Source organism: Streptomyces sp. NBC_00726 (assembly GCF_045161735.1).
GTDB lineage: Bacteria > Actinomycetota > Actinomycetes > Streptomycetales > Streptomycetaceae > Streptomyces.
This window is the reverse complement of the sequence record NZ_CP108983.1, coordinates 3566090-3593022: the sequence shown is the minus strand read 5'-3', so window position 1 is coordinate 3593022 and position 26933 is coordinate 3566090. Positions and strand designations below refer to the sequence as shown.

Annotated in this window: 31 protein-coding genes and 1 pseudogene; 11 read left to right on the top strand and 21 right to left on the bottom strand. The window is 72.3% G+C overall.

Annotation, left to right across the window (positions count from 1 at the left end; all coding sequences use genetic code 11):
* Positions 1-350: 350 nt before the first annotated feature.
* Positions 351-1688, top strand: coding sequence for a PP2C family protein-serine/threonine phosphatase (locus tag OG338_RS16045; RefSeq protein ID WP_405937970.1), 1338 nt, complete (start codon positions 351-353; stop codon positions 1686-1688).
* Here OG338_RS16045 and OG338_RS16040 read toward each other — a convergent pair.
* From OG338_RS16040 to OG338_RS16030, 3 genes are all read right to left on the bottom strand, one after another.
* On the bottom strand, positions 1670-2002 hold the full coding sequence (locus tag OG338_RS16040) for a DUF2516 family protein (RefSeq protein ID WP_405937969.1): 333 nt from the start codon (positions 2000-2002) through the stop codon (positions 1670-1672). The genes OG338_RS16045 and OG338_RS16040 overlap by 19 nt on opposite strands.
* A 116-nt stretch (positions 2003-2118) precedes the next feature.
* Positions 2119-2745, bottom strand: a complete 627-nt coding sequence (locus tag OG338_RS16035) for a hypothetical protein (protein ID WP_405937968.1) — start codon at positions 2743-2745, stop codon at positions 2119-2121.
* 50 nt (positions 2746-2795) lie between these two features.
* On the bottom strand, positions 2796-3203 hold the full coding sequence (locus OG338_RS16030) for a helix-turn-helix domain-containing protein (RefSeq protein WP_405937967.1): 408 nt from the start codon (positions 3201-3203) through the stop codon (positions 2796-2798).
* Positions 3204-3441: 238 nt separating this feature from the next.
* Here OG338_RS16030 and OG338_RS16025 point away from each other — a divergent pair.
* Together OG338_RS16025 and OG338_RS16020 are read left to right on the top strand one after the other, a co-directional pair.
* A pseudogene (locus OG338_RS16025) lies at positions 3442-4026 on the top strand (MBL fold metallo-hydrolase).
* A gap of 607 nt (positions 4027-4633) precedes the next feature.
* Entirely contained in the window at positions 4634-4969 is a 336-nt protein-coding gene (locus OG338_RS16020; RefSeq protein ID WP_405937966.1) for a hypothetical protein, read from the top strand.
* Between the two features lie 18 nt (positions 4970-4987).
* Here the strand turns inward: OG338_RS16020 and OG338_RS16015 are convergent, their stop codons facing one another.
* From OG338_RS16015 to OG338_RS16000, 4 genes are all read right to left on the bottom strand, one after another.
* Positions 4988-5332, bottom strand: a complete 345-nt coding sequence (locus tag OG338_RS16015; protein ID WP_405937965.1) for a hypothetical protein — start codon at positions 5330-5332, stop codon at positions 4988-4990.
* A gap of 289 nt (positions 5333-5621) precedes the next feature.
* A complete protein-coding gene (locus OG338_RS16010) occupies positions 5622-6875 on the bottom strand; it encodes a GNAT family N-acetyltransferase (protein ID WP_405937964.1) in 1254 nt (417 codons plus the stop codon).
* Positions 6876-6949: 74 nt separating this feature from the next.
* Complete coding sequence (locus OG338_RS16005; protein WP_405937963.1) at positions 6950-7936, bottom strand: asparaginase; 987 nt, start codon at positions 7934-7936, stop codon at positions 6950-6952.
* A 50-nt stretch (positions 7937-7986) separates the two neighbouring features.
* Positions 7987-8616 carry an ABC transporter substrate-binding protein gene (locus tag OG338_RS16000; protein WP_405937962.1) on the bottom strand — a complete coding sequence of 210 codons (630 nt, stop codon included), beginning with the start codon at positions 8614-8616 and terminating at the stop codon, positions 7987-7989.
* A gap of 118 nt (positions 8617-8734) precedes the next feature.
* Between OG338_RS16000 and dtd the strand changes: the two genes are divergently transcribed.
* On the top strand, positions 8735-9184 hold the full coding sequence (gene dtd, locus OG338_RS15995) for a D-aminoacyl-tRNA deacylase (protein WP_143621042.1): 450 nt from the start codon (positions 8735-8737) through the stop codon (positions 9182-9184).
* Between the two features lie 6 nt (positions 9185-9190).
* On the opposite strand, the gene OG338_RS15990 is transcribed toward dtd, so the two are convergent.
* The 6 genes from OG338_RS15990 to OG338_RS15965 form a co-directional block, all read right to left on the bottom strand.
* On the bottom strand, positions 9191-10156 hold the full coding sequence (locus tag OG338_RS15990; RefSeq protein WP_405937961.1) for a YgfZ/GcvT domain-containing protein: 966 nt from the start codon (positions 10154-10156) through the stop codon (positions 9191-9193).
* Positions 10157-10224: 68 nt separating this feature from the next.
* Positions 10225-10695, bottom strand: a complete 471-nt coding sequence (locus OG338_RS15985) for a Fur family transcriptional regulator (protein WP_405937960.1) — start codon at positions 10693-10695, stop codon at positions 10225-10227.
* A gap of 47 nt (positions 10696-10742) precedes the next feature.
* Positions 10743-11315 carry an FABP family protein gene (locus OG338_RS15980; protein ID WP_405937959.1) on the bottom strand — a complete coding sequence of 191 codons (573 nt, stop codon included), beginning with the start codon at positions 11313-11315 and terminating at the stop codon, positions 10743-10745.
* A 259-nt stretch (positions 11316-11574) separates the two neighbouring features.
* Positions 11575-12468 (bottom strand): hypothetical protein, encoded by an 894-nt coding sequence (locus OG338_RS15975; protein ID WP_405937958.1) that lies wholly within the window; start codon positions 12466-12468, stop codon positions 11575-11577.
* On the bottom strand, positions 12465-13283 hold the full coding sequence (locus OG338_RS15970; RefSeq protein ID WP_405940438.1) for a hypothetical protein: 819 nt from the start codon (positions 13281-13283) through the stop codon (positions 12465-12467). The genes OG338_RS15975 and OG338_RS15970 overlap by 4 nt, the downstream gene beginning before the upstream one ends.
* 32 nt (positions 13284-13315) lie before the next feature.
* Positions 13316-14203 (bottom strand): hypothetical protein, encoded by an 888-nt coding sequence (locus tag OG338_RS15965; protein WP_405937957.1) that lies wholly within the window; start codon positions 14201-14203, stop codon positions 13316-13318.
* Positions 14204-14310: 107 nt separating this feature from the next.
* Here OG338_RS15965 and OG338_RS15960 point away from each other — a divergent pair, with 107 nt between their 5' ends.
* A complete protein-coding gene (locus OG338_RS15960) occupies positions 14311-14673 on the top strand; it encodes a DsrE family protein (RefSeq protein WP_405937956.1) in 363 nt (120 codons plus the stop codon).
* 18 nt (positions 14674-14691) lie between these two features.
* Here the strand turns inward: OG338_RS15960 and OG338_RS15955 are convergent, their stop codons facing one another.
* From OG338_RS15955 to OG338_RS15920, 8 genes are all read right to left on the bottom strand, one after another.
* Entirely contained in the window at positions 14692-15021 is a 330-nt protein-coding gene (locus tag OG338_RS15955) for a DUF3099 domain-containing protein (RefSeq protein WP_405937955.1), read from the bottom strand.
* A 156-nt stretch (positions 15022-15177) separates the two neighbouring features.
* Positions 15178-15465: a DUF1416 domain-containing protein gene (locus tag OG338_RS15950; protein WP_018101653.1), complete on the bottom strand. Its 288-nt coding sequence runs from the start codon at positions 15463-15465 to the stop codon at positions 15178-15180.
* 47 nt (positions 15466-15512) lie between these two features.
* On the bottom strand, positions 15513-16358 hold the full coding sequence (locus OG338_RS15945) for a sulfurtransferase (protein ID WP_405937954.1): 846 nt from the start codon (positions 16356-16358) through the stop codon (positions 15513-15515).
* 158 nt (positions 16359-16516) lie between these two features.
* Positions 16517-16624, bottom strand: coding sequence for a putative leader peptide (locus OG338_RS15940; protein WP_365679305.1), 108 nt, complete (start codon positions 16622-16624; stop codon positions 16517-16519).
* 209 nt (positions 16625-16833) lie between these two features.
* Complete coding sequence (locus OG338_RS15935) at positions 16834-17523, bottom strand: DUF2993 domain-containing protein (RefSeq protein WP_405937953.1); 690 nt, start codon at positions 17521-17523, stop codon at positions 16834-16836.
* Between the two features lie 122 nt (positions 17524-17645).
* Complete coding sequence (locus OG338_RS15930; RefSeq protein WP_405937952.1) at positions 17646-18764, bottom strand: hypothetical protein; 1119 nt, start codon at positions 18762-18764, stop codon at positions 17646-17648.
* A gap of 10 nt (positions 18765-18774) precedes the next feature.
* A complete protein-coding gene (locus tag OG338_RS15925) occupies positions 18775-19029 on the bottom strand; it encodes a MoaD/ThiS family protein (protein ID WP_018101657.1) in 255 nt (84 codons plus the stop codon).
* A gap of 65 nt (positions 19030-19094) precedes the next feature.
* Positions 19095-19988 carry an alpha/beta fold hydrolase gene (locus OG338_RS15920; protein ID WP_405937951.1) on the bottom strand — a complete coding sequence of 298 codons (894 nt, stop codon included), beginning with the start codon at positions 19986-19988 and terminating at the stop codon, positions 19095-19097.
* Between the two features lie 239 nt (positions 19989-20227).
* Here OG338_RS15920 and OG338_RS15915 point away from each other — a divergent pair, with 239 nt between their 5' ends.
* The 6 genes from OG338_RS15915 (at position 20228) to OG338_RS15890 (ending at position 26887) form a co-directional block, all read left to right on the top strand.
* Complete coding sequence (locus OG338_RS15915; RefSeq protein ID WP_405937950.1) at positions 20228-21013, top strand: response regulator transcription factor; 786 nt, start codon at positions 20228-20230, stop codon at positions 21011-21013.
* A 24-nt stretch (positions 21014-21037) separates the two neighbouring features.
* Positions 21038-22078, top strand: a complete 1041-nt coding sequence (locus OG338_RS15910; protein WP_018101660.1) for a LacI family DNA-binding transcriptional regulator — start codon at positions 21038-21040, stop codon at positions 22076-22078.
* Positions 22079-22170: 92 nt separating this feature from the next.
* Complete coding sequence (locus OG338_RS15905) at positions 22171-23223, top strand: S1C family serine protease (RefSeq protein ID WP_405937949.1); 1053 nt, start codon at positions 22171-22173, stop codon at positions 23221-23223.
* Positions 23224-23292: 69 nt separating this feature from the next.
* A complete protein-coding gene (locus OG338_RS15900; protein ID WP_405937948.1) occupies positions 23293-24024 on the top strand; it encodes a response regulator transcription factor in 732 nt (243 codons plus the stop codon).
* Positions 24021-25451, top strand: a complete 1431-nt coding sequence (locus tag OG338_RS15895) for an ATP-binding protein (RefSeq protein ID WP_405937947.1) — start codon at positions 24021-24023, stop codon at positions 25449-25451. The genes OG338_RS15900 and OG338_RS15895 overlap by 4 nt, the downstream gene beginning before the upstream one ends.
* Positions 25452-25576: 125 nt before the next feature.
* Positions 25577-26887, top strand: coding sequence for an LPXTG cell wall anchor domain-containing protein (locus OG338_RS15890; protein WP_405937946.1), 1311 nt, complete (start codon positions 25577-25579; stop codon positions 26885-26887).
* The last annotated feature ends 46 nt before the right edge of the window (positions 26888-26933 follow it).

Genomic DNA, 26933 nt, shown 5'->3' with positions numbered 1-26933 from the left:
GGGGCCCATGTCAACGCGGGCCCTCCGCCGCCGACCCGACGCTCGCGGGCAGTCGCAGCCCAGCCGGGCGGCCCCGGGCCCGGCCCCCGACGCGGGTGCGCCAACCCCGCCAACCCCGCCGGCTCCGCCGGCCCCCGTGGCGTGACCTTTGTCATGTCGGGATCGGCCGCCTCCGCGCGGCCACCGTGTCTGATCCGTGGTGGGACGCGGCTTATGGCGGTGCATATGCCAGGCGCGGCGGGCGGGTCGCCATTCCGTTCCCCTGGTCCGTACCGCTATGGTCCCCGTCTGGCGGGACGTCGTTCGTCGCTCCGCCGCGCCCTCGGGGGGAGGGAAGGAAACCCGAACCGATGCCCGTACCCGTACCGCAGCCGTGTTCCGCGCCCGCCGCGGAGAACAGCTCCGGCGCCGGCCTCACCCTCCTCGTGATCGAGGACGACCCTGCGGGCACCTTCACCGCCCCGGAGCTCTCCACCGCGGCCGGCGCCCGGGTCCGTATCCGTGCCGCCCGGAATCTCACCGAGGCGGGCCGGCTCCTCACCGACGACGTGGACTGCATCCTGCTGGACCTGGCCCTGCCGGCCGGCGCCGAGGCGCGGGACGACGGGGAGGGCGAGGAGGACGGGCTCGCCACGCTCAAGCACGTGCTGCGGATCGCACCCCGGCACGCCGTGCTCGCCCTCACCGCGGAGGACGACGCCGAGCTGGCCGCCGAGGCGGTCCGGGTGGGCGCACAGGACTATCTCTTCCGGGGCGAGCTGGACAGCAGGCTGCTGAGCCGGGCCATCCGCTACGCCGTCGAGCGCAAACGGGCCGACGTCGCACAGCACCAGCTCACCGAGTCCCGGCTGCTCGCCCAGGAGAACGCCCGGCTGGAACGCGGGCTGCTCCCGACCCCGCTCCTCGACGGCTCCGACCTGCGCTTCGCGGCGCGTTATCGCCCGGGCCGCAGCCGCGCCCTGCTCGGTGGGGACTTCTACGACACGGTCCGCACCCCGGACGGCACGGTGCACGCGATGATCGGCGACGTCTGCGGCCACGGCCCGGACGAGGCCGCGCTCGGCGTGGAACTGCGCATAGCGTGGCGCGCGTTGACGCTGGCGGGGCTGTGCGGCGACGAGCTGCTGTCCACGCTCCAGGAGGTCCTGGAGCACGAGCGGGAGAGCGAGGAGATCTTCGCGACGCTCTGCACGGTGGACATCGCCCCGGACGGCCGCCGCGCGGGCCTGTGCCTCGCCGGGCACCCCGCGCCGCTGATCGCCCGCCACGGACGGGCGGCGCAGCTGCTCCCGTACGAGGACGGCGGACCGGCCCTGGGCCTGCTGCCGCGCGCGAGGTGGCCGCGCCGGCAGGTGGAGCTGGGCGGCGCCTGGAGTCTGATGATGTACACGGACGGCCTGATCGAGGGCCGCGTCGGCGACGGCACGCGGCGCCTCGGCCAGGACGGCATGGTGGCGATGATCAACCGGCAGCTCGCCGAGGGCCTGACCGGCGAGGAGCTGCTGGAGGCGGCCGTCACCCAGGTGCGGGAGCTGAACGGCGGCGAGCTGACGGACGACGTCGCGGTCCTGCTGCTCGACCGCGACCAGGACACCGCCCGGCTCCGGCCCCCGGGCGGTGCGCGGAGCGTGAACATCCCGCGCCCGCGCCCGGCCTCACCGGCGCGGGCTCAGCGCCCGCCGTTGTAGGGGCCGTACGGACCGTCGCTGCTGGATCCGCCGCGCCGGCGCCCACCGCCGACGGCCTTGAGGGCCGGCCGTACGTCCACGAAGAAGACGATGGTGGCGATCAGGCCGGCGATCTGGAGGAAGATGAAGATGGGCCAGAGGTTCACCGCCACCACGATGCCGAGAATGATCAGCCAGAAGGACTTCTTCTGCTTGCCCGCGGCGCGGTAGGCGTCCTCGCGGGCCATCAGGGCCATGACCAGCGCGACCACGGCGAGGACGAGCATGGCCGCGGAGAGCAGCCCGAGGAACGAGTTGAAGCCGTCGAGCAACATGAAGTGCACCGCCTAGTCAGGTGGAAAGCGCCTAGCGGCCAAGGTACCGGGACAACGAACGGGCCACCCGGAATGTGCCCGCCCGGCGCCCCGGCACACCTGCCAGGGCATCGGTGCTACTTGCCGGAGGGCGGAGTGGCCTTCTTCGCGGCGGGCTTCCGCACCGGCGCCTTCTTCGCGGCGGCGGGCTTGGCAGCGGCGGGCTTCGGCTTCGCGGCGGCCGGCTTCGCGACGGGAGCTTCCTTCGCGGGAGCGGCCGGCTTCGGCGCGGCGGCCGGCTCGGACTCCTTGCGCGGCTCCACGACGACGGCGATCTCCACGACCTCGTCGGCGGTCTCGCCCCGCCACGTCCGCACGGTGCGCTCGCCGCGCTCGGCGACCTTCTCGTACGTCTCCCGGGCCCGTACCGCGTACTCGGCCGCGACGCCCACCCCGCGCAGCGCCAGGTCCTGGGCGTTCTCGCCGAGCTTCTTCAGGTCGGTGTCGAAGGCGCCGATCACCTCGGTGACCTTGGCCTGAAGGACGGCCTGCGCCTCCCGGGCCTGCTCGGTGACCTTCTCCTGCACGGCCTTGGGATCGGTGTTCCGTACGGCCTCGATCCGCTCCGGGGCCTCGGCCCGCAGCTGGTCGAGCAGCGCGGGCACCTTGCGGGCCTGGCGCACGGCGAGGTCGGCGGTGCCGGCGGCGAAGTAGAGGGGGGTCGGGTCGGTGAGGGTCTTGCGCAGGTCATCGGTGATGGCCATGACTGTGGTCCTCCCGGATCATCAGACTGGATGTGAGGGTGATGGAGCTCTCAGGCTGTATCGGCAGCACTGCCATCGGCATTGAAACCGGCGTCCGCCCCGGGCTCGTCGTCCAACCCGTTCTCCTTGCGGAACGACGCGTAGATCTGGAGCAGCACGCTCTTCTGGCGCTCGTTGATCGACGGATCGGCGAGGATCACCGCCCGCGTCTCCAGCTCGCCCTGCTGCCGCTCGTCCAGAATCCCGGCCCGTACGTACAGGGTCTCGGCGGAGATCCGCAGCGCCTTGGCGACCTGCTGCAACACCTCGGCGCTCGGCTTGCGCAGCCCGCGCTCGATCTGGCTGAGGTAGGGGTTGGACACCCCGGCGGCATCGGCGAGCTGCCGCAGCGAGAGCTGCGCACTACGGCGCTGCTCCCGCAGATACTCACCGAGATTGCCGACGTTGAGTGAGGCCATGCCCCGATGCTGCCCCCTCTTGCTAACTTTTGCAAGCAGCCGCTTGCAAAAGTGTTCCGCGTTACCAGTCGGCGCCGATCCGGTCGGCGACGGAGAAGTCGGCTCCGCAGGCCAACCCGGCAGCCGGGGCACTCGACCTCGTACTCGCTGCGGTCGGACCTGTGTCCGGAGATGCCGGTTCACCACTGCCAGGGCCAGGGCCGTTCACCGCGCTTGCCTACCGGTCCGGCACGACGAGGTGCTGCTTCTCCTCGACACCGGGATCGGTGACGCGGGTCCGGGGACCGAGGCGCGCTACCGGCCCCGGCGGCGGGCGTTGCGGGAGGCTCTGTCGGAGGCCGGGGTCGGCTTTGACGGCATCTCGATGGTCGTCAACTGCCCTCTGCACCTCGACCATTGCGGCGGGAACCCCCTCCTGGGCGGCCGGCCCATCGTGGTCCAGGGCGTCGAACTGGCCACTGCCCGCGCGGGCGACTACACCGTCGACGCGCTGATCGACTTTCCCGGAGTGGTGTACGAAGGAGGGCACCGGGGAAGCCGAGATCTGGCCGGGAGTCCCGGTCGTTCCGATGCCCGGGCACACCGACGGGCACCAGTCGCCGGTGGTCCGGCAGGGCGACGGCACGGTGGTCCTCGCCGGGCAGGCGCACGACTTCGCCCCTCCCACTTCGCGTCCGGGCGGCTGGCGCGCCAGGCGGCCCTGGCAGGGGTGGAGCCGCCGCTTCCGCCGTATCGGCCCTGGCTGGACCGGCTGGCCGGCTTCGATCCGCGTCGCGTGCTCTTCGCGCACGACTGCTCGGTCTGGGAGCCGGCCCGGTCCTGAGCGCCCCGCGGACCGGGTGGTGCGCCGTCGTGCAGCCGCGTATCCCGGCTGCACGACGGCGTGCACCGCCGTCGTCCCGGAACAGCTCGGCGAACGCGGTCACCGCGCTCGGCGGGCTGTTCAGGTCGTACGCGCCGGCCAGCAGCAGGACGGGCGCGGCGAGGGAGGCGAGGGCCTTGCGGGTGGCCGGCGGGTCGAACGCGCCCTCGGCGCCGAAGCGGGCGACGGACTCCGGGTTGCCGGGGCGGCCGAGCACCTGCAAGCGGCGGGCCGCGTCGTTCCAGCGGCCGTGGAAAAACGGTTCGACGGCCTCCCATTCGGTGCCGTTCCCGCGTGTGATCACCTCCAGCGCGGGGAAGGCCACCGGGAACCACGGTTCGCCGCTCCTCAGCCGCGCGAGCGCCCGCCGCTCCTCCCCGGTGACGTCGATGCCGACCGCCCGCGTGCTTGGGGCGATCAGGGCCAGCCGGCCGGTCCGGTCCGGGTGGCGGGCCGCGCACGACGGGATCAGCCGTGCGCTCGCCCCATCGCCTGCGACTGGACCGCCTGCGGGACGAAGCGCTTCAGGGTCAAGACGCCCGGCGCGCCGCGCCGTACGCTCGTCCCCATGGCCTCGTTTCTGCCGCTCCTCATCAGCACCGGCGTCCTCGCGGCGGTCATGGGCCTGCTCGGCGGGCTGGCCGTACGGGTCAGGCGGCGCGGGTCCGCCGGATCGGCGATGCGGGCCGCGCTGGCTTCGTACGACGAGGCGTTCCGGGCGACCGCCCACGAGTCGTACTACGAGATCCGGGCACAGGCGGACCGGCAGGCGCCGACGGCCTCGCCCGATGACGCGTGGCGGCCCGCGTACGACCGGCGCGGCGTCCGCTCCGGCGCGGCCCGCGCCCGCGGCCCGCTGCGGCACCGCAACGCGTTCGTACGGTGGTGGCGGCGCAGCGGCTGACGCCGGCCCGGCGCGCGGCTACTCCTCGTCCGGCTCCACCGGCAGGACCGGCCGGGCCCCCACGTCGGGCAGCATCACCAGGTGCACGGCCATCTGCCGTGACCCGGCCGGGTGTTCCCCGGGGGCGGTCCGGTACTTGCGCAGCAGCGCCTCGTACTCCTCGGCGAACGAGGTGACCTGTTCGTCCGTCAGCCGCAGGCCCGCGCGGTAGATGCGGTTCCAGCCCTCGGAGGCGTCGTAGCCGGCGTACGCGCGCACGACCAGGCTGAGGTCATGGGTCATCTTGAGCGCGCCGATCTTCACCGCGGCCTCGCGCTCGTCGGCCGTCCGCTCCAGGCCGGGCGGGGTGAAGATGTCCGTCATCAGGACGGTGTGGCCGTGGTCATCGAGCGCATCCTCGCCGAACGAGCGGGAAGCCTCACGGGCCGCTGAACAAGGGCGGGAAACTGAGGCCGGGGCCCTCAGGACCCGGTCAGGCGGCCCGCACACGCCCCGGTCCCGGCCCGGCGGGCCCGGGGCACCCCGCACCAGCACTCACAGCGGCACCTGCCACACCACCGTCGTACCGCCGCCGCCCACACCGATCCCCCGCTCCGGGCCCTCGGCTCCCGGCCGCCTCAGAACACGTCCAGCCGCTCGGCGCCCCGCCCCCTCAGAACACGTCCGGGCACCAAGCCCGCCGCGCCGCCCGGAACACCGCGTCCGCCTTCGCCGTCGCGCCCGGGGTCAGCTCCTCCACCCGGCCCAGCGCGGCCAGCCGCAGGACCGATTCGTCGCCGAGCCAGAGCGTGCCGAGTTCCCGGACGTCCAGCGCCAGGTCCGCCGAGCGCGTCGTCGGCGCGCAGGTGGCGCCGTCCGGCGTGGCGTCCAGGTGGAAGCGGCCTGCCGCGTAGCCCGCCGCGTCCCGGACCTCCAGGACCAGCGACCCGGGCACCGCGTACGTACGGGCCTCAAGGGCGCGTACGACGTCCAGGACGCGCACCCACAGGAAGTCCGCCTGTGTCACCACACGCGCCGCGCGCGGGTCCGGCAGCAGCAGCGGAAGCAGGTCGTCCGCCGGGCGGATGCCCGTACGGATGGTGGAGATCCAGTCCACCGAGCACAGGAAGTGCCACAGCGCCCGCTCCGCCGCCGGGGTCATCGCGATCATGTCGCGCACCTTCGCACCGTTCAGCGGCTGCTTGGCGTCGCCCCACTTGTCGTCGGCGCGGTAGACCAGCATTCCGTCGACCGTGCCGTCCGCGCCCCGGTACACCGCGTAGAAGGGTTCGGTCCAGTGGTCCTGGGGGAAGACCCCCTCTCCCGTGACCTTGTCCCACCAGCGGTCGTCCCGGCTCACCGCCCCGTGCTGCCGGGCCCGCAGCCGGTCGTGCAGCACGGGGCCCAGCTTCCGGACCTCCGCGCCGTCCACCAGGTCGATCCGGCCGCCGTCCCCGGCCGCCGGCACCGGACGGTGCGGGTCGAGGCCGGTGCGGTGGACGTCGACCTCCCACACGGTCGCCTGGGCCGCCGGGCCGAAGCCGTACCTGCCGTAGATCGGGTACTCGGCGGCGATCAGCGTCGCCGCCACGTCCCCGCCCTCCTTCGCCTCCGCCAGGTCCGTCGCCATCATCCGCGAGAGCAGACCGCGCCGCCGGTGGGTCGGCGAGACGGTGACGTTGGTGATCGCGTCGGCCGGCACGGTGGCACCGCCGACCACCGTCAGCTCCTGCGCGAACGAACGGAACGTCGCCACGCACCGCCCCGCGTCGAACGCCCCGCGCGTACGCGAGAGGTCCAGGCACGCCATGCGCCCGGTCACCTCCTCCTCCGGCGGCGTGGGCGGCCGGAGGAAGCCGGTGTTCAGGGCGCGCAGCCAGTCGGGGAACTCGGACGGGGTGACAGGGCGGATATCGAGGGCGTTCATGCGCCCCACGCTAGGCAGCGGAATACGGGATGTCGCCCGGTTTTGACGGCCGTACGCACGGGAAGGGCCGGGGCTCAGAAAGCCGCCCGGATCTCCCCCACCTGCGCCCGGCCGCCCAGCAGCGGCGCCCGGCCGATCCGCCCGACCACCGGGGCGTCGATCCCCAGCAGGTCCAGCACTCGGGCCAGGACCGGGCCCAGCGCCCGGGTCGAGCCGTCATCGATCTTGAAGGCCAGCGCCCGGCCGTCCGCCAGGGCCACCGCCTGCACGGCCTCCGCGCCCATCTTCGACAGGGTGCCGGGCACCTCGCGCATCAGCCAGGTGTCGGGGCGCCGGGTACCCGCCACATACTCCGGGTGCGCCCGCATCGCGTCCGCCACCCGGCGCTCCGCCGTACCCGGCTCCGCAAGGACGAAACCACGGAACGCGCGCGCCAGGCCCACCAGCGAGATCGCCATCAGCGGCGCCCCGCAGCCGTCCGTGCCGACGGCGGCGACCTCCTCGCCCGCGGCCTCCTCGACGACCTGGTGCACCAGCTGCTGAAGGGGGTGCGCCGGGTCCAGGTAGCCGTCCATGTCCCAGCCGTTGCGCGCGCAGACGGCGAGCATCGCCGCGTGCTTGCCGGAGCAGTTCATCGTGATGCGCTCGCGGACATGACCGGCCGCGAGATACGTCTCGGCCTCCACCGGGTCCAGCGGCAGGTCCGGCGGGGTCTGAAGGTCCTCGGGCGACAGTCCGTGCTCGGTGAGCATCTTGCGTACGAGATCGAGGTGGAAGCCCTCGCCGGAATGGCTCGCGGCGGCCAGCGCCAGCCGCTCCCCCGACAGGTCGAGCCCGGCCCGCAGCACCGCCGCCGCCTGCATCGGCTTGTTCGAGGAGCGCGGGAAGACCGGCGCCGCCGGGTCGCCCAGGGACAGTTCCACACCGCCGTCGGCGGCCAGCACGACCAGCGAGCCCCGGTGGTGGCCCTCGGTGAAACCGGACCGCACGACCTCCGCCAGCACGGGCAGGCCGGGGGCCGGGTCGGATATGGCGGGGGTACGGGCTGCGCTGGAGGTCATGGTGGCCTTCCGGGGACGGGAGGGACCCGCCCGTCCCCGGAGGGATCGCCTCAGGCGAGCAGGTCGTCTACTTGTGCTTCCCCGTCACGGTACCTGCGGGCGATCTCCGCCCCACAACCGTCCGCCGTGCGCTGGAGCCGGTGCCGGCGCCGGGAGACCTGCTGTTCGTAGCGGACCAGGCGCCCCATCGCGGTGTGCAGCTCTTCGTCCGTCCGGGCGTCGAGGTCGGACAGCTCCACCTCGGCCAGCGTCTCGGCGGCGAGCCTGCGGTACTCGTCGCTGCGCGGTGTGGACAGCGTGACGTGCCGGGCGGACGAGCGCTGCGGGGACGGGGCGTCGGCGAGGATCTCCGACAGCCGGTCCACCACCGGCGACTCCGGGTCCCGGCGCCGGGCCAGCTCGGCCCGCAGGATGTCGATCCGCCCCTGCACGAGCCGCCGCACATAGCTGAGGTCGGCCTCGTCGCGCTGGGCGTCGCGGCGCAGCGCGCGCAGCTCCGGCAGGCGCAGGGCGGCCAGTTCGGCCCGGGCCGCGCCGTCGCCGGTGTCGTCGCCCTGCCCGGTCCGCTGTACGGGCGGGCGCATCGTGCTGATATTCGTACCGTTGCCCGTGCTGCTGCCGGCACCGGGGCGCGCGACCGGCACTGCGCCCGGGGACTGCCCGGTTCCATGGGTGCTCATGCTTGTGTCCATCCCCTCGACCCGGTGCGTCGGCGCACCGCCTCCCGAGCATCGTGCCACCCCGAGGGGCCTTCTGAGGTTGCTCTGTACCCGTTCGGCCCAAGATAGGTTGGTCTGTATGCGTGCAGTGGTACAGAGGGTGGATGGTGCGAGCGTCACGGTGGCGGACGCCGCGGACGGCGACGGCGGTTCCCGCGTCGTCGGGGAGATAACCGGCGAGGGCCTGTGTGTGCTGGTGGGGGTGACCCACGAGGACACCCCGGAGAAGGCGGCGCAGCTCGCCCGTAAGCTCTGGTCGGTCCGCATTCTGGAGGGCGAGAAGTCGTGCTCCGACGTGAATGCGCCGCTTCTGGTGATTTCGCAGTTCACCCTCTACGGGGACGCGCGGAAGGGCCGCCGCCCCACCTGGAACGCCGCCGCGCCCGGCGAGGTCGCCGAGCCGCTGGTGGACGAGGTGGTGGCGCGGCTGCGGGCGCTCGGGGCGACGGTGGAGACGGGCCGGTTCGGGGCGGACATGCGCGTCTCGCTCACCAACCACGGCCCGTTCACCGTCATCATCGAGGTCTGAGGAGCCCTACGGCTCCACGACCGTCTCCTGTGCCGCCGCCGTGTCCCCGGCCAGCAGCCGCGCGTCGACCGGCACGTTCCGCTTCACCAGGGCGAGGGCGATCGGGCCCAGCTCGTGGTGGCGGGCGGATGTGGTGACGAAGCCCAGCTGGCGGCCCTCCGGCCCGTCCGACGCGAGCCGGACCGGGGTGCCGGGACCCGGCAGGTGGACCTCGCTGCCGTCCAGGTGCAGGAAGACCAGTCGGCGCGGCGGCTTGCCGAGGTTGTGCACCCGGGCGACAGTCTCCTGACCTCGGTAGCAGCCCTTCTGGAGGTGGACGGCGACGCCGATCAGGCCCAGCTCGTGCGGGATCGTGCGGTGGTCGGTCTCGAAGCCGAGCCGCGGCCGATGCCCCTCCACGCGCAGTGCCTCGTACGCCAGCACCCCGGCGACCGGGCCGTGCTCCGCCGCGTACGTCTCCAGCTCGGCGCGCGGCAGGAACAGGTCGCGGCCGTACGGTGTCTCGCGTACCACGACCCCGTCCGGGACCTCGGCGATCGAGCCGGCCGGGAGGTACACCACCGCGAAGTCCTCGGTGCGGTCGGCGACCTCCACCCGGTAGAAGAACTTCATCGACTCCAGATACGCGATGAGGTCGTCCTGCGTACCCGGTTCGACGTGCATCCACACCGTCTCGCCGTCGTCCACGAGATACAGGGCGTGTTCGATATGGCCGTTCGCGCTGAGGATGAGCGCTTCGGTGGCCTGGCCCGGGGCCAGCTCGGTCACGTGCTGCGTGATCAGGAGGTGCAGCCAGGCCAGCCGGTCGCCGCCGGTGACGGCGACGACGCCGCGGTGCGAGAGGTCGACCAGGCCCGAACCGTCGGCGAGGGCGCGCTGCTCGCGGAACAGGTCGCCGTAGTGCGCGGCGACGCCTTCGTCGCGGCCCTCGGCGGGGACGGCGCCGGGCAGGGACAGCAGGGGGCTCTTCATGCGACCAGCGTACGACTGGTTTTCGGGCCCCGGCCGCCCGGTGCGTCAGGCCGTGGCCGCCCGGTGTCTCAGGCCCCGGCCGCCGGTGCCGGACCGGCACTCTCCTTCGCCGCCTTCGCCGCCTTCGCTGCACAGTCCGCGCAGCGGCCGAAGATCGCGAAGTGCTTCATGTCCGTCTCGAATCCGAACGCGCCGCGCAGCTTCTCGGTGAACTCGGCGACGACGCTCACATCGGCCTCGATCACGTCCGCGCAGTCCCGGCACACCAGATGGATGTGATGGTGGCGGTCGGCCAGGTGGTACGTGGGAGCGCCGTGTCCCAGATGGGCGTGGCTGACCAGCTCCAGCTCCTCCAGGAGCTCCAGCGTCCGGTAGACCGTCGAGATGTTCACGCCCGACGCGGTCCGGCGCACCTCGGAGAGGATGTCGTCGGGCGTCGCGTGTTCGAGCGTGTCGACGGCCTCCAGGACCAGCTGGCGCTGCGGGGTCAGCCGGTAACCGCGCTTCCGGAGATCGGTCTTCCAGTCGGTGCTCACCACAGCCCCAGTGTAGGTCCGGGCGGCCGGCTACTCGACGGAAACGACGGCTACTTGAAGAACGCGATCCCGTCGTCCGGCAGGTCACCGAGGCTCTTGGCCATCGCCTCGACCTCCTCGGGCGTGACGGTCTTCTTCAGGTGCGCCGACATGTACGGCCGCAGCTCGACCTCTGGCGTCGCCTTCTCGCCGACCCACATCAGGTCGCTGTTCACATAGCCGTAGAGCCGCTTGCCACCGCTGTACGGGCCGGAGGCCGCGGTGCGGGCCACCGCGTCGGTGACCAGGTCGATCTGCGGCTTCTTGTCGGCCAGCTCGCCGTACCAGATCTCGATGACGCCCTGGTCGCGGGCCATGACGACCTCGACCTTGCGGTCCTTGTCGATGCGCCAGTAGCCGGTCTCGGTCTCCAGCGGGCGGGTCTTGTTGCCGTCCGCGTCGAGGACCCAGGAGTGCGAGGTGTACTCCAGGAAGTCACGTCCGTCGTGGCGGAAGGTGACCTCCTGACCGAAGTTGCACTTCTCGGCGCCCGGGAAGTCGGAGACTCCCGCACCCACCCAGTTGCCCAGGAGGAAGGCCAGCGGGACGAGGTCCGGGTGGAGGTCGGACGGGATCTCGATCATGAGCGGCTCAGTCGATCTGTGAGGCGGGAGGCGGGAACGCCGGGAACGGGGAGGTGGTCAGCGCTGACCCTGGTACAGCTTCTTCACGGTCACGGCGGCGAAGGCGAGAACGCCGACGCAGACCAGGACCAGCAGAGCGGAGAAGAATGCCTCAAGCACGGTGGGCTCCTCGGACGAGCGGTTTGGCGGCAGTACAGGGCAGTACAGGACCGGGCCCCAGCCTAATAGGTGGGGCCCGGTCCCGCCGTTCCGGGGCCGGTCAGCCCAGCAGCTGGTTCTGGAGGATCAGCGTCTGGTGGAACGGCACGCTCGGCGCCCCGGCAGCGCCCTTGCGGGACTGGACGACCATGGCGAGGGTGTCCCCCGCGATGACATAGCCCGTGCGCACCTGGGCGGAGCCGTAGGGCTTCGGCTCACTGAAGACGTACGAAGCGGTGCCCTCCACCTTCCCGCCGCCCTTCCAGCTCTCGTCGAGCTCCATCTCGTGCGCGCCGAGCAGCTCGTCCCCCGCCGACGCCCCGATGAAACGGTCGTCGCGGTACGCGTCGGCGTCATCCGCCGAGCTGAACTGGAGCAGGTAGATCCGGTTCGACGTGCCGTCGGGCATGGTCCAGCCGCGCGCCGCGATGTGCCGCAGGGTGCCCTCGCGCAGGGTCTCGCCGATACCGGCGCGCCCGCCCTCGGTGAACTCGGCGGCGAACTGCTTGGTGCTGACCCAGCCCCCCTTGAGCTTCTTGTCGACCTTGACCCCGGCCGGGGCGGGCAGCAGCAGTTCGCGCAGGTCGGCGTGGTGGATCTCGGACGGGTTGCCGTCGCTGTAGGGACGCGGTTTGTCCGCCGGGAGCGCGGGAAGAGCGAGTGCCGGGTAGTCCCAGCGCCCGTCATCCTCGGTGGCGAGACCGGGTACGTCGGTGCGCTCCATCTCGGTGATGCCGTACGCCGTACCCGCCCCGGCCGCGCCGAACACCAGCACGGCGGCGGTCCACCGCGCCACGGCCCGCAGCACCCGGCGCGGGGGCCGTGCGCCCTGTACTACAGGGGCGGGCGGCATGGGCGGCACGGGCGGGAGGTCCGGAAGCCGCGGGGGCACGGGGGCGGAGGCCGGCGCCTCGGGCTCCGGCCCGGTCGCGGGCGCGGCCGTCTGCTCGGTCATACGTACTCCCCCGGGGACGTGATGTGGTTCAGCTGGTCCTTCACCAGTTCGGCGACGGCCGACTTATGGAACGGCTTGGTGCCCGACGCCGAGAAGGTGACCATCACCTCGCCCTCGTACGCCATGCAGAACATGCCCTCGATCCGCCGGTCGTCGTCCTTGGGGCCGAGGAAGCAGGAGGCGTTCTTCTTGTGGCCGTCGATCTTCGGGCCGTCGCGCAGGACGCCGATGCTGTCGAAGAGCTCGTGCCGGAAGGTGTAGAGGTCCCGGACGGCCTTCTTGTCCTTCATCCGGACCAGCTGGGTGTCGACAACCAGGTCGTTGTCGTGCGAGGCGTAGGTGCGGACCGCCAGGCCCTGGATGCGGAGCTTGTCGACCCGCTTCTCGAACTCCCGCCGCTGCCGGCCCGACAGGCCGCGCCCGCCGTCCTTCATCTCGGCGGTGGCCGCGGCGCCGCTGAGTTCGGCGTCGTTGCCGTACGTGCCGGAGTCCGGGCCGAGCCGGTAGCCGGCCGGGACGGGCAGCAGCAGCTTGCTCAGCTCGGTGGTGGCCCTGCCCCGCACCAGGTCCCCGGCGGGGTCCTTGGCCGGTTCGTGGGCGGGCTTCTGCCACAGCCGCGTCGGGACGGTGCGCTCCGCGCCGTCGACGGTGACCTTCGTGTACGCGGCGGCGCCACCGACCGCGGCGAGCACCAGCACGACGGGGAGGACCGCGAGGACCACCCGGCGTGCCCGGCCCTTCCGTACGGGAGCGGGCGCGGCGAAGGGGTCGTCGTTCACCGGCGGGACGGGCTCGGAGGTGTGACCGTCGTTCACCGGGGGAACGGGCTCGGGGGTGTGGTCGTCGTTCACAGGCGCTCCAGCTGTCGCTCGGCCAGCGTCCGGATGTCCTTCTTGCTGATCGGAGCGCTGTCGTAGATGTGGATGTCGACCATCACGTCGCCCCGGCTGAAGATCGCCCTGGCCTGGTAGAAGGGCAGGTATCCGGCCTTGCGCTCGGCCGGGAAGAGGTAGTAGCGGCCCTCCGCGCTGCCCTTGATGGCGGTGCCCTCGTTACCGGCACCCTTCTCGTCGGGCATGTACGAGCGCTGGTCCTCCGCGTGCGCGGCGGCGGCCGCGCCCGAGCTGAACTGCACCAGGTACACGTCGGCCGCACGGTACTCGCCCTTCTTCCAGGACGTGCCCGCGACCCGGCGGAGGCCCTGGTCGAGGAGGTCGCCGTACATGTACTCCTCGTTCTCGAAGTTCATGGCGTAGTTCTCCACCCCCAGCCACCCGTCCTGGGTGAGGGCGGTCAGGCCCTTGTCCTCCTGCCAGCCCTTCGGCCGGGGCACGATCAGCTTGCGCAGGTCGCCGTCGGTGCGGACCCGGCGGTCCTGCGAGACCGGCAGCGGGTCGGGCGCCTTGCCTGCGGGCAGGGCCTTCGCCGGGTACGCCAGACCCGGCTGCGAGAGCGCGGCAAGGGGCGTCGGGGCGCGGCCGGCCTGGACGCCGTAACCGGTCGCGATGCCGCCGGCGATGCCGAGCACGGCCGCGGCGGCGATGATCAGGGTCGTACGCCCGCGCGGGCGCCGCTTCACGGCGACGACGGGCTCTGCGGCAGGCTCTGCGGCAGGCTCCACGACGGGCTCCGCCACGGCCTCCGGACGCTCCCCCGCCTCGGCCTCATCGGCCACCCCGGCCGCATCGACGGGCGGCTCGGGCTGCCCCTCGGAAATGCTGTCTTTCGGATGCAAAATGGGTCCCCCCACGAGACCTTGAAGCACGGATTCCGTTATCCGCGCACACAACTGACCCACAGGTATGGGGTGGGGTTGTACGGCCGACGATTACAGTTCCGTATATGCCGAAGAAGCTCGTGATCAAGGTAACCGCAGGTGCCGACTCCGCCGAGCGCTGCTCGCAGGCGTTCACGGTGGCGGCGGTGGGCGTCGCCAGTGGCGTGGAGGTTTCGCTCTGGCTGACCGGGGAATCGGCGTGGTTCGCCCTCCCGGGCCGCGCCGCCGAATTCGAACTGCCGCACGCCGCACCGCTGCCGGATCTGATCGAGTCCATCCAGGCGGGCGGCCGGATCACCCTGTGCACGCAGTGCGCGGCCCGTCGCGACATCACCGAGGAGGATGTCCTGGAGGGCGTGCGGATCGCCGGAGCGCAGGTCTTCGTCAGCGAGATCATGGCCGACGGCGTACAGGCGCTCGTCTACTGAGCAGCCCGCACAACCCGCTCAGCCGCGCCGCTTCCGCCCGTCCAGCTCGTCCCACCACGCGTCCGACTCCGGATCGCCGGTGGCGCCGCCGCCCTTGCCGGTCCCGGCGTCACCGGGCGGCGGCCGCCGCTGCGGCTGCTCCCGCCCGCCGGGCTCGTCCCACCAGCGGTCCTCGGGCCCTTTGCGGTTGCCGACCATCGCCGCGACGGGCGGGATCACCATCGCGACCACACACATCGCGATGGCGGCGGGCATCGACCAGAGCCTCACGAAGGCCCAGGCCGAGACGAAGAGGACGAGGCATACGCCCATCAGTACGAAGTAGGCGCGCCGGCGTCGGCGGTACATGAGTCCAGCGTAGGCCCGATCGGCCTACTCGGCCGGTCCGGGGAGAACCCGCACTTCATGCGGGCAGCACGAAGGGCCGTACCCGTGCCAGGCAAGCGTCCAAACCCCCTGGGGTACGGCCCTTCGGCCGGTCATCGGCTGAGCCGGCCGCCGTCGTCAGACGGCGATGGCCACCTCGGCCAGGCCACCGGTCTGCGCGACGACCGTGCGGTCGGCGGTGCCGCCGGGGACGAGGGCGCGAACGGTCCAGGTGCCCTCGGCCGCGTAGAAGCGGAACTGGCCGGTCGCCGAGGTCGGGACCTCGGCGGTGAACTCGCCGGTCGAGTCCAGCAGGCGGACGTAGCCGGTGACGGGCTCGCCGTCGCGGGTCACGCTGCCCTGGATGGTGGTCTCACCGGGCTTGATGGTCGAAGCGTCGGGGCCGCCGGCCTTTGCTCCACACATGGTTCAGTCCTTCTGGTCGGGGGTCGTGCAGGTCCAGGTCGTACGGATTACTTGTTGGCGCCGAGCTCGATCGGCACGCCGACGAGGGAGCCGTACTCGGTCCACGAACCGTCGTAGTTCTTGACGTTCTCCTGGCCGAGCAGCTGGTGCAGCACGAACCAGGTGAGCGCGGAGCGCTCGCCGATGCGGCAGTACGCGATGGTGTCCTTCGCCAGGTCGACCTGCTCGGCCTCGTAGAGGGCGCGCAGCTCGTCGTCCGACTTGAAGGTGCCGTCGTCGTTGGCGTTCTTCGACCACGGGATGTTGCGGGCGCTCGGCACGTGGCCGGGGCGCTGCGACTGCTCCTGCGGGAGGTGCGCCGGGGCGAGCAGCTTGCCGCTGAACTCGTCGGGCGAGCGCACGTCGACCAGGTTCTGGGTGCCGATGGCCTTCACGACGTCGTCGCGGTAGGCGCGGATCGACTCGTCCTGCGGCTGGGCCTGGTACTGCGTGGCCGGGCGGGACGGGATCTGGTCGCCGTCGACGAGGTCGCGGGAGTCGAGCTCCCACTTCTTGCGGCCGCCGTCGAGCAGGCGGACGTCCTGGTGGCCGTAGAGCTTGAAGTACCAGAACGCGTAGGACGCGAACCAGTTGTTGTTGCCGCCGTAGAGGACGACCGTGGTGTCGTTGCCGATGCCCTTCGCGGACAGCAGCGCCTCGAAACCGGCCTGGTCGATGAAGTCGCGGCGGACCGGGTCCTGGAGGTCCTTGGTCCAGTCGATCCGGATCGCGTTCTTGATGTGGTTCTTCTCGTACGCGGAGGTGTCCTCGTCGACCTCGACGATGGCGACCTGCGGGTCGTCGATGTGGGCCTCGACCCAGTCGGCGTCTACCAGGACGTCACTGCGGCTCATGTGTTTCTCCTCCGGGGCAGTCTGCGGCGAGATGGTGCACGGGTCGTGCGTGATGCGGATGTGCGGGGCGCGGGCCGGGCCGTGTCCACGGGCGGCATGCGGGATGGCCCCGACGTGCGGTCGAAGGGCCTGGGAATGCGGGAAACCGGGCGTCCCGCTCAGACAGTGCGACAGAGCATGGCGGCGACGCGGCACAGGTCCACTGCCCGCCGCTTCGTGAGATCCGCCTGACCCCCCTGAGGGAGGCCGCCAATAGAGCACTGCATGGGTCCGATCGTAGGGATGTACGGGCGGACATGTCACCGTCGTGTCACATATTGAGACAGGATCGTCCGTAATGCGGAACGACTGCCGCTACGCCCCAGTCCCGGCACCGTCGCGCGCGCCGTCGCGGCGGTCGGCCATCTGCGGACCGGACGGCCCATCTCACTATGTGGCCGGACCGGCTCCCGCCCTTACCCGCTCACGGACCCGGTCATCCCACCAGACGCACTTCGGTGCCGCTCATCGATATCTCCAGACCCTTGGCGGTCGGCTGGATCTTCTCCAGCTTCAGGCCGTTCGGCAGCCCGCCGACCTCGCGCTCGAAGTCGGTCTTCTCGCGGATCAGCTTCTCCAGGCCGGGGATGCCCTCACCCGGCACCTTGTCCGCGTGGACGCGGACGGTGCGGCCGTCGAGCAGGGTGACGGTGGACAGCACGCTGCGCGAGATCGGGCGCCCCAGGATGTTGACCGCCCCGGTCACCTTCACCTTGTTCCTGCCGCCGTACTCGACCGCGACGCCGTCGCTGGCGGCCTTGGTCAGGTCCTCGTACGAGATGACGGCCGTCCCGGTGGCATGAGCGGCGGTGGCGCCGGAGAAGCCGTCGGTCAGCCGCACGTCGTGCAGTTCGGCGTTCATCGTGGAGATCCGCAGCGTGCGCCCCCCGGCGCGGGTCTCGATGCCGGTGATCTTCACGTCGACCTCGTCCAGCTCCGAGCCGGCGAGCTGGGTGAGGAACGGGAAGCCCTTGACGGAGACCTCGGCGGAGCCGATCTGCGCGCCCTGGATCTCCACCCGGTTCCCGGCCTGCGACTCGGCGACGTACACCGCCACCCGGTCCACGGCCACGAAGAGCGCCGCCAGGATCACCAGGACGATGCCCCATATCCGCAGTGCACGCATGCCTGTCCTTCCCCCCACCCTGCCGTCCGTACGGCGTGATCGACGTGCGAAAGCCCCCCAACGGTTCCCCGCGGAGGGCCTCGCCATGCGGCTGGAACGGTACGGATATGAGCAGTACGCGACTACGTCAGCACGCGGCCCAGCACATAGACGGCCGGCGCGGCCGCGGTCAGCGGCAGGGCCACACCCGCCGTCATGTGCACGAAGCGTGACGGGTAGTCATAGCTCGCGACCCGCAGCCCGACCAGCGCGCAGACCCCGGCGGCGAGGCCCAGCAGCGCCCCCTTCGCGCCCAGGTCCGTAGCCGCCCCCGCCAGCGCTCCTGCCCCCGCCGCGACGGCCACCGCGGCCACCACGGACACCGGCGCGGGTAGCGGCAGCGCCCGTACGAGCACGGCGGCGGCCACCGCGACCGCGCCCACCGTCACGGCGTCCGGGACGGCCGCGAGGTGGCCGGCCGCCAGCACCGCGAGGGCGGCCGAAGCGACGGTCGCCATGAGGCCCTGCATCCGCTCGTCGGCGCCGGCCCGGCTGCGCAGCTGGAGCACCACGGTGAGCAGCACCCAGACGCCCCCCGTGCCGATGATCGCGGCCGGACCGTTCTCCCGGCCCGCCGCGAGGAGCGCCACATCGGCGACCAGGCCGCCGGCGAACGCCAGCGCGATGCCCTGCCGGGCCGGCCACATGCCGTTCAGCCGGAACCAGCCCGCCGCCGTCACCGCCTGGAGCAGCACCAGCGGGACGAGCAGCGCGTACGAACCGATCGCCGCGCCGAACGCCAGCAGCAGCCCGAGCACCACGGTGATCGCGGCCGGCTGGATTCCCGGCGCGATGACCGGGGAACGCCCCTCGGCCCGGGCACGCTGCGCGTCGGTGATCCGGGCGTTGCCGAGGGTGGTGGGCGCGCTGTACCCGTCGGCGGCGGGGGCGGGCGGCGCGGCGGCGGGCGGCGCGGGCTCCGCGTGGACCTCGGGCGGCAGCGGGTGGGAGCCGGTGACCGGCTGGTACTGCGTGTCCCAGGTCTGCCCCTGCCAGGTCTGTGTGGCGCCCTGGTCCGGCTGCCCGGCCGAGGGGTCCGGATACATCTGCCCGCCGTACGCGGGTTCGCCGTACGCCTGCTGCGGGTACGCCTGCGGCTGCGGGTGGCCGTACTGCTGCGGGTCCTGCCCGTATCCGTACTGCGGCTGCTGTTCCGGGCTCTGGCCGCCCGGGTGGTACGGATACTGCTGATCGTTGCTCATATGCTGGGGTTCACCCTCCTGCGAACGGCGGGAGCACCTCGACCGTGCCGCCCTCGGCAAGGCGTACGGTCTCATGGCTCCGGGTACCGACGGGATCGCCGTCGATGAGGAACGAGCACCTTCGCAGTACGCTGCTCAGCTCGCCGGGGTGCCGCTCGCGCACCGCGTCGAGCGCCTCCTTGAGGGTCGCGGCGGCGTACGGCTCCTCCGCGGTCCCGGCCGCGGCCTTGGCGGCTGCCCAGTAGCGGATCGTTCCCGCAGGCATGGCGGCGCTCCTTTCGTTCCGTTCCTTCGGTGCCGGTTCGGGGGACACCGCACCCCCATCATGGTTCACCGTTGCACCACCCAGTCGGCGATACGGGTGAGCAAGCTCTCGTCGGCCGCGTTCTCCGCGTGCCCCATGCCGCGCTCCAGCCACAGCTCCCCCGCGTCGCCCGCCGCGGCGGCGAGCATGCGGGGGTGGTCGAGCGGGAAGTACGGGTCCCGGTCGCCGTGCACGATCAGCAGCGGGGCCGGGGCGATCAGGGCGGCGGCCGCGACCGGGGAGAGCGGGACCGGGTCCCACGCCTCGCGGTGGATGCGCGTGCGGAAGCCGAAGCGCCCGACGAGCCGTCCGGCGGGCCGGGTCACCATCCAGTGCAGCCGGCGCATCGGAGCCGTCCCCCGGTAGTACCAGCGCGCGGGGGCGCTCACGGACACCACCGCATCCGCATATGCCCCCGAACACGCCCCCGCGCGCCCCTCGCGCTCCGCAACGCGCTCGGCCCCGTGGCCATCCCCGCCCTCCCCGCCGGCCGCCCCCGGGGAGGCGTACAGCGCCCCGTGCCGCAGCACCACCGAGCCGCCCATCGAGAAGCCGACGGTCACCACCCGCCGGTGTCCCAGCGAGCGCGCCCAGGAGACCGCCGCCGCCAGGTCCAGCACCTCGCGGTCGCCGACCGTGGAGGACCCGCCGGACCTGCCGTGACCCCGGAAGGAGAACGTCACCACCGCCGCGTACCGGGAGAACGTGCGCACCGCCCGCCGTACCGCCGGGCGGTCCACCGATCCGGTGAATCCGTGCGCGACGACGATCGCCGTTTCCCCGCCGCCATCCCCCGTAAACGGGTCGTACACCGCCTCGATCCAGGTCCCGTCATCCGCCCGCAACGCGGCCCTCAGGGGCACTCGCGTGACCGAGCGAACAGCGAAAGCCGGAATTCTCCCCTCTGACACAGAACTCATGTGGGTTATTCTCCTGTGAAGAGGATCCGGGCAAAGCAGCCCCCGGATCCTTTTGTGCTTTCCGGACGTTGTTACGGCGACGTTTCGACAAGCTCAGCGGAACCGTACGAAGCAGAGCCGCAGACTCCCCCGGGCCCGGCCCGGGAGTGCCCCTCTCGCAGGGAACGAGGAGGACCGAACGTCATGGGCGAGCAGACCGTGCACCATCAACGACCGACGAACCGGGCAGGTGGGCGGCGATGAGTTCTCTGCTGCTCCTCACGAATGCCCTCCAGCCGTCGACGGAGGTGCTTCCCGCCCTCGGTCTCCTGCTCCACAGCGTGCGCGTGGCACCCGCCGAGGGCCCCGCGCTCGTGGACACCCCGGGTGCCGACGTGATCCTCGTGGACGGGCGCCGCGACCTCCCGCAGGTCCGCTCGCTCTGCCAGCTGCTGCGGTCCACCGGGCCCGGCTGTCCGCTGATCCTCGTCGTCACGGAGGGCGGCCTGGCGGCCGTCACCGCCGACTGGGGCATCGACGACGTCCTGCTGGACACCGCGGGCCCCGCCGAGGTCGAGGCCCGGCTGCGGCTGGCGACCGGCCGGCAGCAGATCACCGCCGACGACTCCCCGATGGAGATCCGCAACGGCGACCTGTCGGTGGACGAGGCGACGTACAGCGCCAAGCTCAAGGGCCGGGTCCTCGACCTGACCTTCAAGGAATTCGAACTGCTGAAATATCTTGCGCAGCACCCCGGCCGGGTCTTCACCCGCGCCCAGCTGCTCCAGGAGGTCTGGGGCTACGACTACTTCGGCGGTACGCGCACGGTCGACGTACACGTACGGCGGCTGCGCGCCAAGCTCGGCCCGGAGCACGAGTCGCTGATCGGGACCGTGCGGAACGTGGGCTACCGCTTCGTCGCCCCGGAGAAGGTCGAGCGGGCGGCGGAGGAGGCCAAGACGGCCAAGCGGGATGTCACCCGTTCGGAGCAGTCACGCGTTAGCGAGGTCACGGAAGAAGCCCCGGTCCGGCCTGCCAAGAGGTAGTTCCATCCGCGTAGACTGCCGCGCGTGGCCAAGGTGACGCGGGACGATGTGGCGAGACTGGCGGGGACGTCGACCGCGGTGGTCAGTTACGTCATCAACAACGGACCCCGGCCGGTCGCCCCGGCCACGCGCGAGCGGGTGCTCGCCGCGATCAAGGAGCTGGGCTACCGGCCCGACCGGGTCGCCCAGGCGATGGCCTCGCGGCGGACCGATCTCATAGGGATGATCGTCCCGGACGCCCGGCAGCCGTTCTTCGCGGAGATGGCGCACGCGGTCGAACAGGCCGCCGCCGAGCGCGGGAAAATGGTCCTCGTCGGCAACTCCGACTACCGCGACGAGCGCGAGGTCCACTATCTGCGGGCCTTCCTCGGCATGCGGGTCTCCGGTCTCATCCTGGTCAGCCAGGGCCCCAGCGAGCGCGCCGCGGCGGAAATAGAGGCGTGGGACGCCCGGGTCGTGCTGCTGCACGAGCGGCCCGAGGCCATCGACGACGTCGCGGTCGTCACGGACGACATCGGCGGCGCCCAGCTCGCCACCCGCCACCTCCTGGAACACGGCAACGCGTACGTGGCCTGCCTCGGCGGTACGGAGGAGACCCCGGCGGTCGGTGACCCGGTCGCCGACCACGTCGAGGGGTGGCGGCGCGCGATGCACGAGTCGGGCCGCTCGACGGAGGGCCGGCTCTTCCAGGCCCCGTACAACCGCTACGACGCCTATCAGGTGGCCCTGGAGCTGCTTGCCGGGCCGGACAGGCCGCCGGCCATCTTCTGCGCCACGGACGACCAGGCGATCGGCGTGCTGCGGGCCGCGCGCGAGCTGCGCATCGACGTGCCGGGCGAGCTGGCCGTCGCCGGGTTCGACGACGTCAAGGAAGCCGGGCTGACCGATCCGCCGCTGACCACGGTCTCCTCGGACCGCCCGGCGATGGCGCGGGCAGCGGTGGACCTGGTGCTGGACGACTCGCTGCGGGTGTCGGGGTCGCGGCGCGAGCGGCTGAAGCAGTTCCCCTCGGCGCTGGTGGTCCGCCGCTCGTGCGGCTGCGGAGAGCCGCCGGCCTCCGCCTGAGCCCCGGGCTTTATATCGGGCATACGCGGTTCTGCCGGGCTTCTCAGGGCGCCCTCACGCTCCTCTCATCTTGGCCGGACAGGCTCATAGACATGACAGAGAGCCAGCGCCCGAGCGGCGAGTACCCGATGTACCCCTCGTACGGCAACGGCGAAGCGGCCTACCCGCCGCCGCCGTCATACCAGCCGGTCCAGCCGGTCTTCGCGGACCCGATGGGCCCCGGCCCCGCCGCCGAACCGCCCGCCCCGCGCCGCCGGGTCCGCAAGCCGGTCGCGCTCCTCGCGGCGGTGGCCATCGCGGCCGCGATCGTCGGCGGTGGCACCGCCACGGTGATCGCGAAGCTCACGGACGACGGCACCGCGACCACCGCCGGGAGCGGCGTCATCCCCGGCACCACCGTCTCGCAGAGCGACAAGGGCACCGTGGCCGGTGTGGCCAAGGCCCTCTCGCCGGCCATCGTGGAGATCGGTGCGACCTCGACGGCCGGCCAGTCCACCGGTTCGGGCGTGGTCATCACCTCGGACGGCGAGATCGTCACCAACAACCACGTCATCGCGGACGCCTCCCAGATCAAGGTCACCCTCAGCACCGGCAAGACGTACACCGCCGACGTCGTCGGCACCGACGCCGACAAGGACCTCGCGCTGATCAAGCTCCAGGGCGCGAGCGGCCTGAAGACGGCCACGCTCGGCGACTCCTCCCAGGTCGCCGTGGGCGACGAGGTCGTCGCGATCGGCTCGCCCGAGGGCCTGACCGGCACCGTCACCAGCGGCATCGTCTCCGCCCTCGACCGCGACGTCACGGTTGCCAAGGAGGGCGACAACGGCCAGAGCCAGGAGCAGCAGGGCGGCGGGCGGCAGTGGCCCTTCGAGTTCGGCGGACAGCAGTTCAACGGCGACACCGGCGAGTCCACCACCACGTACAAGGCCATCCAGACCGACGCCTCGCTCAATCCGGGCAACTCCGGCGGTGCGCTGATCAACATGAACGGCGAGATCATCGGCATCAACTCCGCGATGTACTCGGCGAGCTCCGCCGCCGGCCAGGGCAGCTCCGGCGCGGGCAGCGTCGGCCTCGGCTTCGCCATCCCGGTGAACACCCTGAAGGCCGATCTCGACACCCTGCGGGCCGGGAACGGCTCCTGACCGTACGGGGCTGAGAAACTGGGCCCCCGCGCCCCCGGCCCGTACGACCGAGAAGAGGACAAGACAGCGATGAGCCCCGCCGAAGACGATCCGCAGCGCATCCTGATCGTCGACGACGAGCCCGCCGTGCGCGAGGCCCTGCAACGCAGCCTCGCCTTCGAGGGATACGGCACCGAGGTCGCCGTCGACGGCCTCGACGCCCTCACCAAGGCGGAGTCGTACGCCCCCGACCTCATCGTCCTGGACATCCAGATGCCCCGCATGGACGGTCTGACCGCCGCCCGCCGCATCCGCTCCACGGGCGCCACCACGCCCATCCTGATGCTCACGGCCCGGGACACCGTCGGCGACCGCGTCACCGGACTCGACGCGGGCGCCGACGACTACCTGGTCAAGCCGTTCGAACTGGACGAGCTGTTCGCCCGCATCCGCGCGCTGCTGCGCCGCAGCTCGTACGCGGCGGCCTCGGGCGGCCCGGTCCCCGACGACAACGTGCTCTCCTTCGCCGATCTGCGCATGGACCTGTCCACCCGCGAGGTGACGCGCGGCAACCGGCGCGTGGAGCTGACCCGTACCGAATTCACGCTCCTGGAGATGTTCCTCGCGCACCCGCGCCAGGTGCTGACCCGCGAGCAGATCCTGAAGGCGGTGTGGGGCTTCGACTTCGAGCCGAGCTCCAATTCGCTGGACGTGTACGTGATGTACCTGCGCCGCAAGACGGAGGCCGGCGGCGAACCGCGCCTCGTGCATACCGTGCGCGGTGTGGGGTACGCGCTCCGCCCGGGCGGGGGCGACGGATGACGGGGCCGCTGCGCCGGTTCCGTGCGCTGCCCCTGCGCTCCCGGCTGGCCCTGCTGGTCGCCACGGCGGTCGCGGCGGCGGTCGCGGCGGTGGCGGTGGCGTGCTGGTTCGTGACGCGGGAGCAGCTGGAGAGGCAGCAGGACGAGGCGCTGCGCGGTGCCACGGTCGACAAGGACTATCTGAGCAACCTGTACCAGTACTGCAAGCGCATCACCGCCAAACGGCCGCCCACGCCCTACACCGGCCTCACCGTCCAGCTCATCGACAGCCAGGGAAACGTGTGCGTGGCCCCCGGCTCGCCCCGGCTCCCGGTGACGCAGAACGACCTCGCGGTGATCGGCGGCGAGCCGTCCGGCGTGCTGCACACGGAGACCGACTCCGACGGGGCGAAGATGCGCGTCCTCACCTCCCCGGTGACGGCGACGGGTGTTCCGGGTGAGCCGCCCATCCCCCTCGGGCTCTCCGTCGCCCGCCCCCTCAGCGAGATCGACAAGCCACTCACCACCCTCGCCTGGGTCCTTCTCCTGGTATCCGGCATCGGCGTAGTGGGCGCCGGCGCCGCCGGTCTCTGGGTCGCCCGGTCCGGACTCCGTCCCGTGGACGAGCTCACCGAGGCCGTCGAACACGTGGCCAGGACCGAGGATCTGACGGTTCGCATCCCGGCCGAGGGGGAAGACGAGATCGCCCGCCTGTCCCGGTCGTTCAACTCGATGACCGCGTCCCTGGCGACCTCCCGCGACCGCCAGGCCCAGCTCATCGCGGACGCGGGCCACGAGCTGCGTACCCCGCTCACCTCGCTCCGAACCAACGTGGAGCTGCTGGCCCGCAGCGACGAGACCGGCCGGGCGATCCCGCCGGACGACCGCAGGGCCCTGATGTCCTCGGTGAAGGCGCAGATGACGGAGCTGGCCGCGCTCATCGGCGACCTCCAGGAGCTGGCCCGCCCGGACGCCGCGCAGCCGGGCCCGCTCCAGGTCGTGGGCCTGCACGACATCACCCGGGCCGCCCTGCACCGCGCCCGGCTGCGCGGTCCGGAGCTGACGATCACGGAGGACCTGGCCCCCTGGTACGTACGGGCCGAACCGGCGGCCCTTGAGCGGGCGATCGTCAACGTCCTGGACAACGCGGTGAAGTTCAGCCCGTCGCGCGGCACGATCGACGTGGTGCTGCACCGGGGCCGGCTCACGGTCCGCGACCACGGCCCCGGCATCCCCGCCGACGAACTCCCGCACGTCTTCGAACGCTTCTGGCGCTCCCCGTCCGCCCGCCAGCTCCCGGGCTCGGGCCTCGGCCTGTCGATCGTGGCCCGTACGGTCCAGCAGTCGGGCGGCGACATCGCCCTCACCCCGGCCCGGGGCGGCGGCACGGAGGCGGTGATCAGCCTCCCGGGGGCGCCGCAGCCGCCGCCGGAGGCCGTACGCGAGTAACACCCCCTCGCTGCAGGGGCCATGCACATACCTCATAGGATCTCCACAGCTGCCCGCGTGTTCACTCCGCTGTGGTCAGCGCTGCCTGAACCGTCCGTTTCTCCGGATCGACCCCAAGGGCTCATGTGAAGATTCGCCGCATACTCGCCACGGCCGTGGCCGTCGCCGTCACCACCCCCGCCGCGCTCCTCTCCGTCACCCCGGCCTTCGCCGACTCCAAGCCGGCGGCGGAGGCCCAGGCCAAGCCGACGATCGAGGAACTCGAGAAGGCCGCCGCCAAGGCGCAGAAGGCGTACGACGACGCCCTCGCCGCGCAGAAGGCCGGCTACGAGGTCCTGGAGAAGGCCCTCTCCCCCGAGGCGCCCCTCGCCGTGGCGGCCAAGGCCGCCCGTAAGAAGGCGGACGACGCCGCTGCCGCCAAGACCGCCGCCGACGAGGCCGTCACCGACGCCAAGGCCGCGCTCGCCGCACTGCCCGACACCGCGACCGACGCCGAGCGCACCGAGGCCGAGAAGGCCGTCACCGACGCCGAGACCGCGGCCGCCACCGCGGCGACCGCCCAGGCCGAGGCGGAAACCGCGGCAACGGAGGCCGACACCGCCTCCGACGACGCCCGCGTCGCCGCCGCCCGCGCCTACGGCGTGCTGCAGAAGGCCGTGGCCGACGCGCTCGCCGTCAAGACGGCCGCCGACGAGGCGCTGGCCAAGGCCCGCGAGGAGGAGGGCGGTCCGGACTGCGTACCCGCGAACCTCCGCGCCACCGTGACCGGCCTGCCCTCCTCGGTCGTCGCCGGCACGAGCACCACCTTCTCGCTGCGCGTGAAGAACGGCACCGCGCAGACCCTCGACGCGGTCACCACGTACGCGTACGTCCACACCACCGACACCACCGGCCTCAAGACCACCGACGGGTACATGCACCTCCAGTGGTCCACCGCCGCGTCGCCGAAGTGGCACGCCGTCGCCAAGGACCACCGCATCGGCATCGGTGCGCTGAAGGCGGGCGCGCAGACCGACGTCAAGCTCCGCCTCACCGCGGACGCCAAGGCTCCGGCCGGCAACGGTGTCGTCCTCACCTCGGCCGAGTACGTCAACGAGGACGGCTCCTGCGGCGGTGCCCCCGGCGGGGAGACGGCCGCCTTCACGGTCAAGGCCGCAGGCTCGGGGACCGGCACGACCGGCGACACCGGCACCGGGACCGGAGGCACGACCGGGTCCACCGGGTCCACCGGCGACACGGGCTCCACCGGTTCCACGGGCTCCACCGGCACCTCCGGGACGCAGGCCCAGGGCTCGGCGTCCACCGGCGGCGGCCTCGCCTCCACGGGCTCGTCCGACGCCACCGTCCCGCTCGGCATCGCCGGGGTCGCCGCCGTGGCACTCGGCGGAGCGGCCGTGCTCGTCGTGCGCCGCCGCAAGGCGGGCGCGGGGGCCTGAGCACACACGTAGAAAGAGGGGCTGCGGACCGGTTCGACCGGTCCGC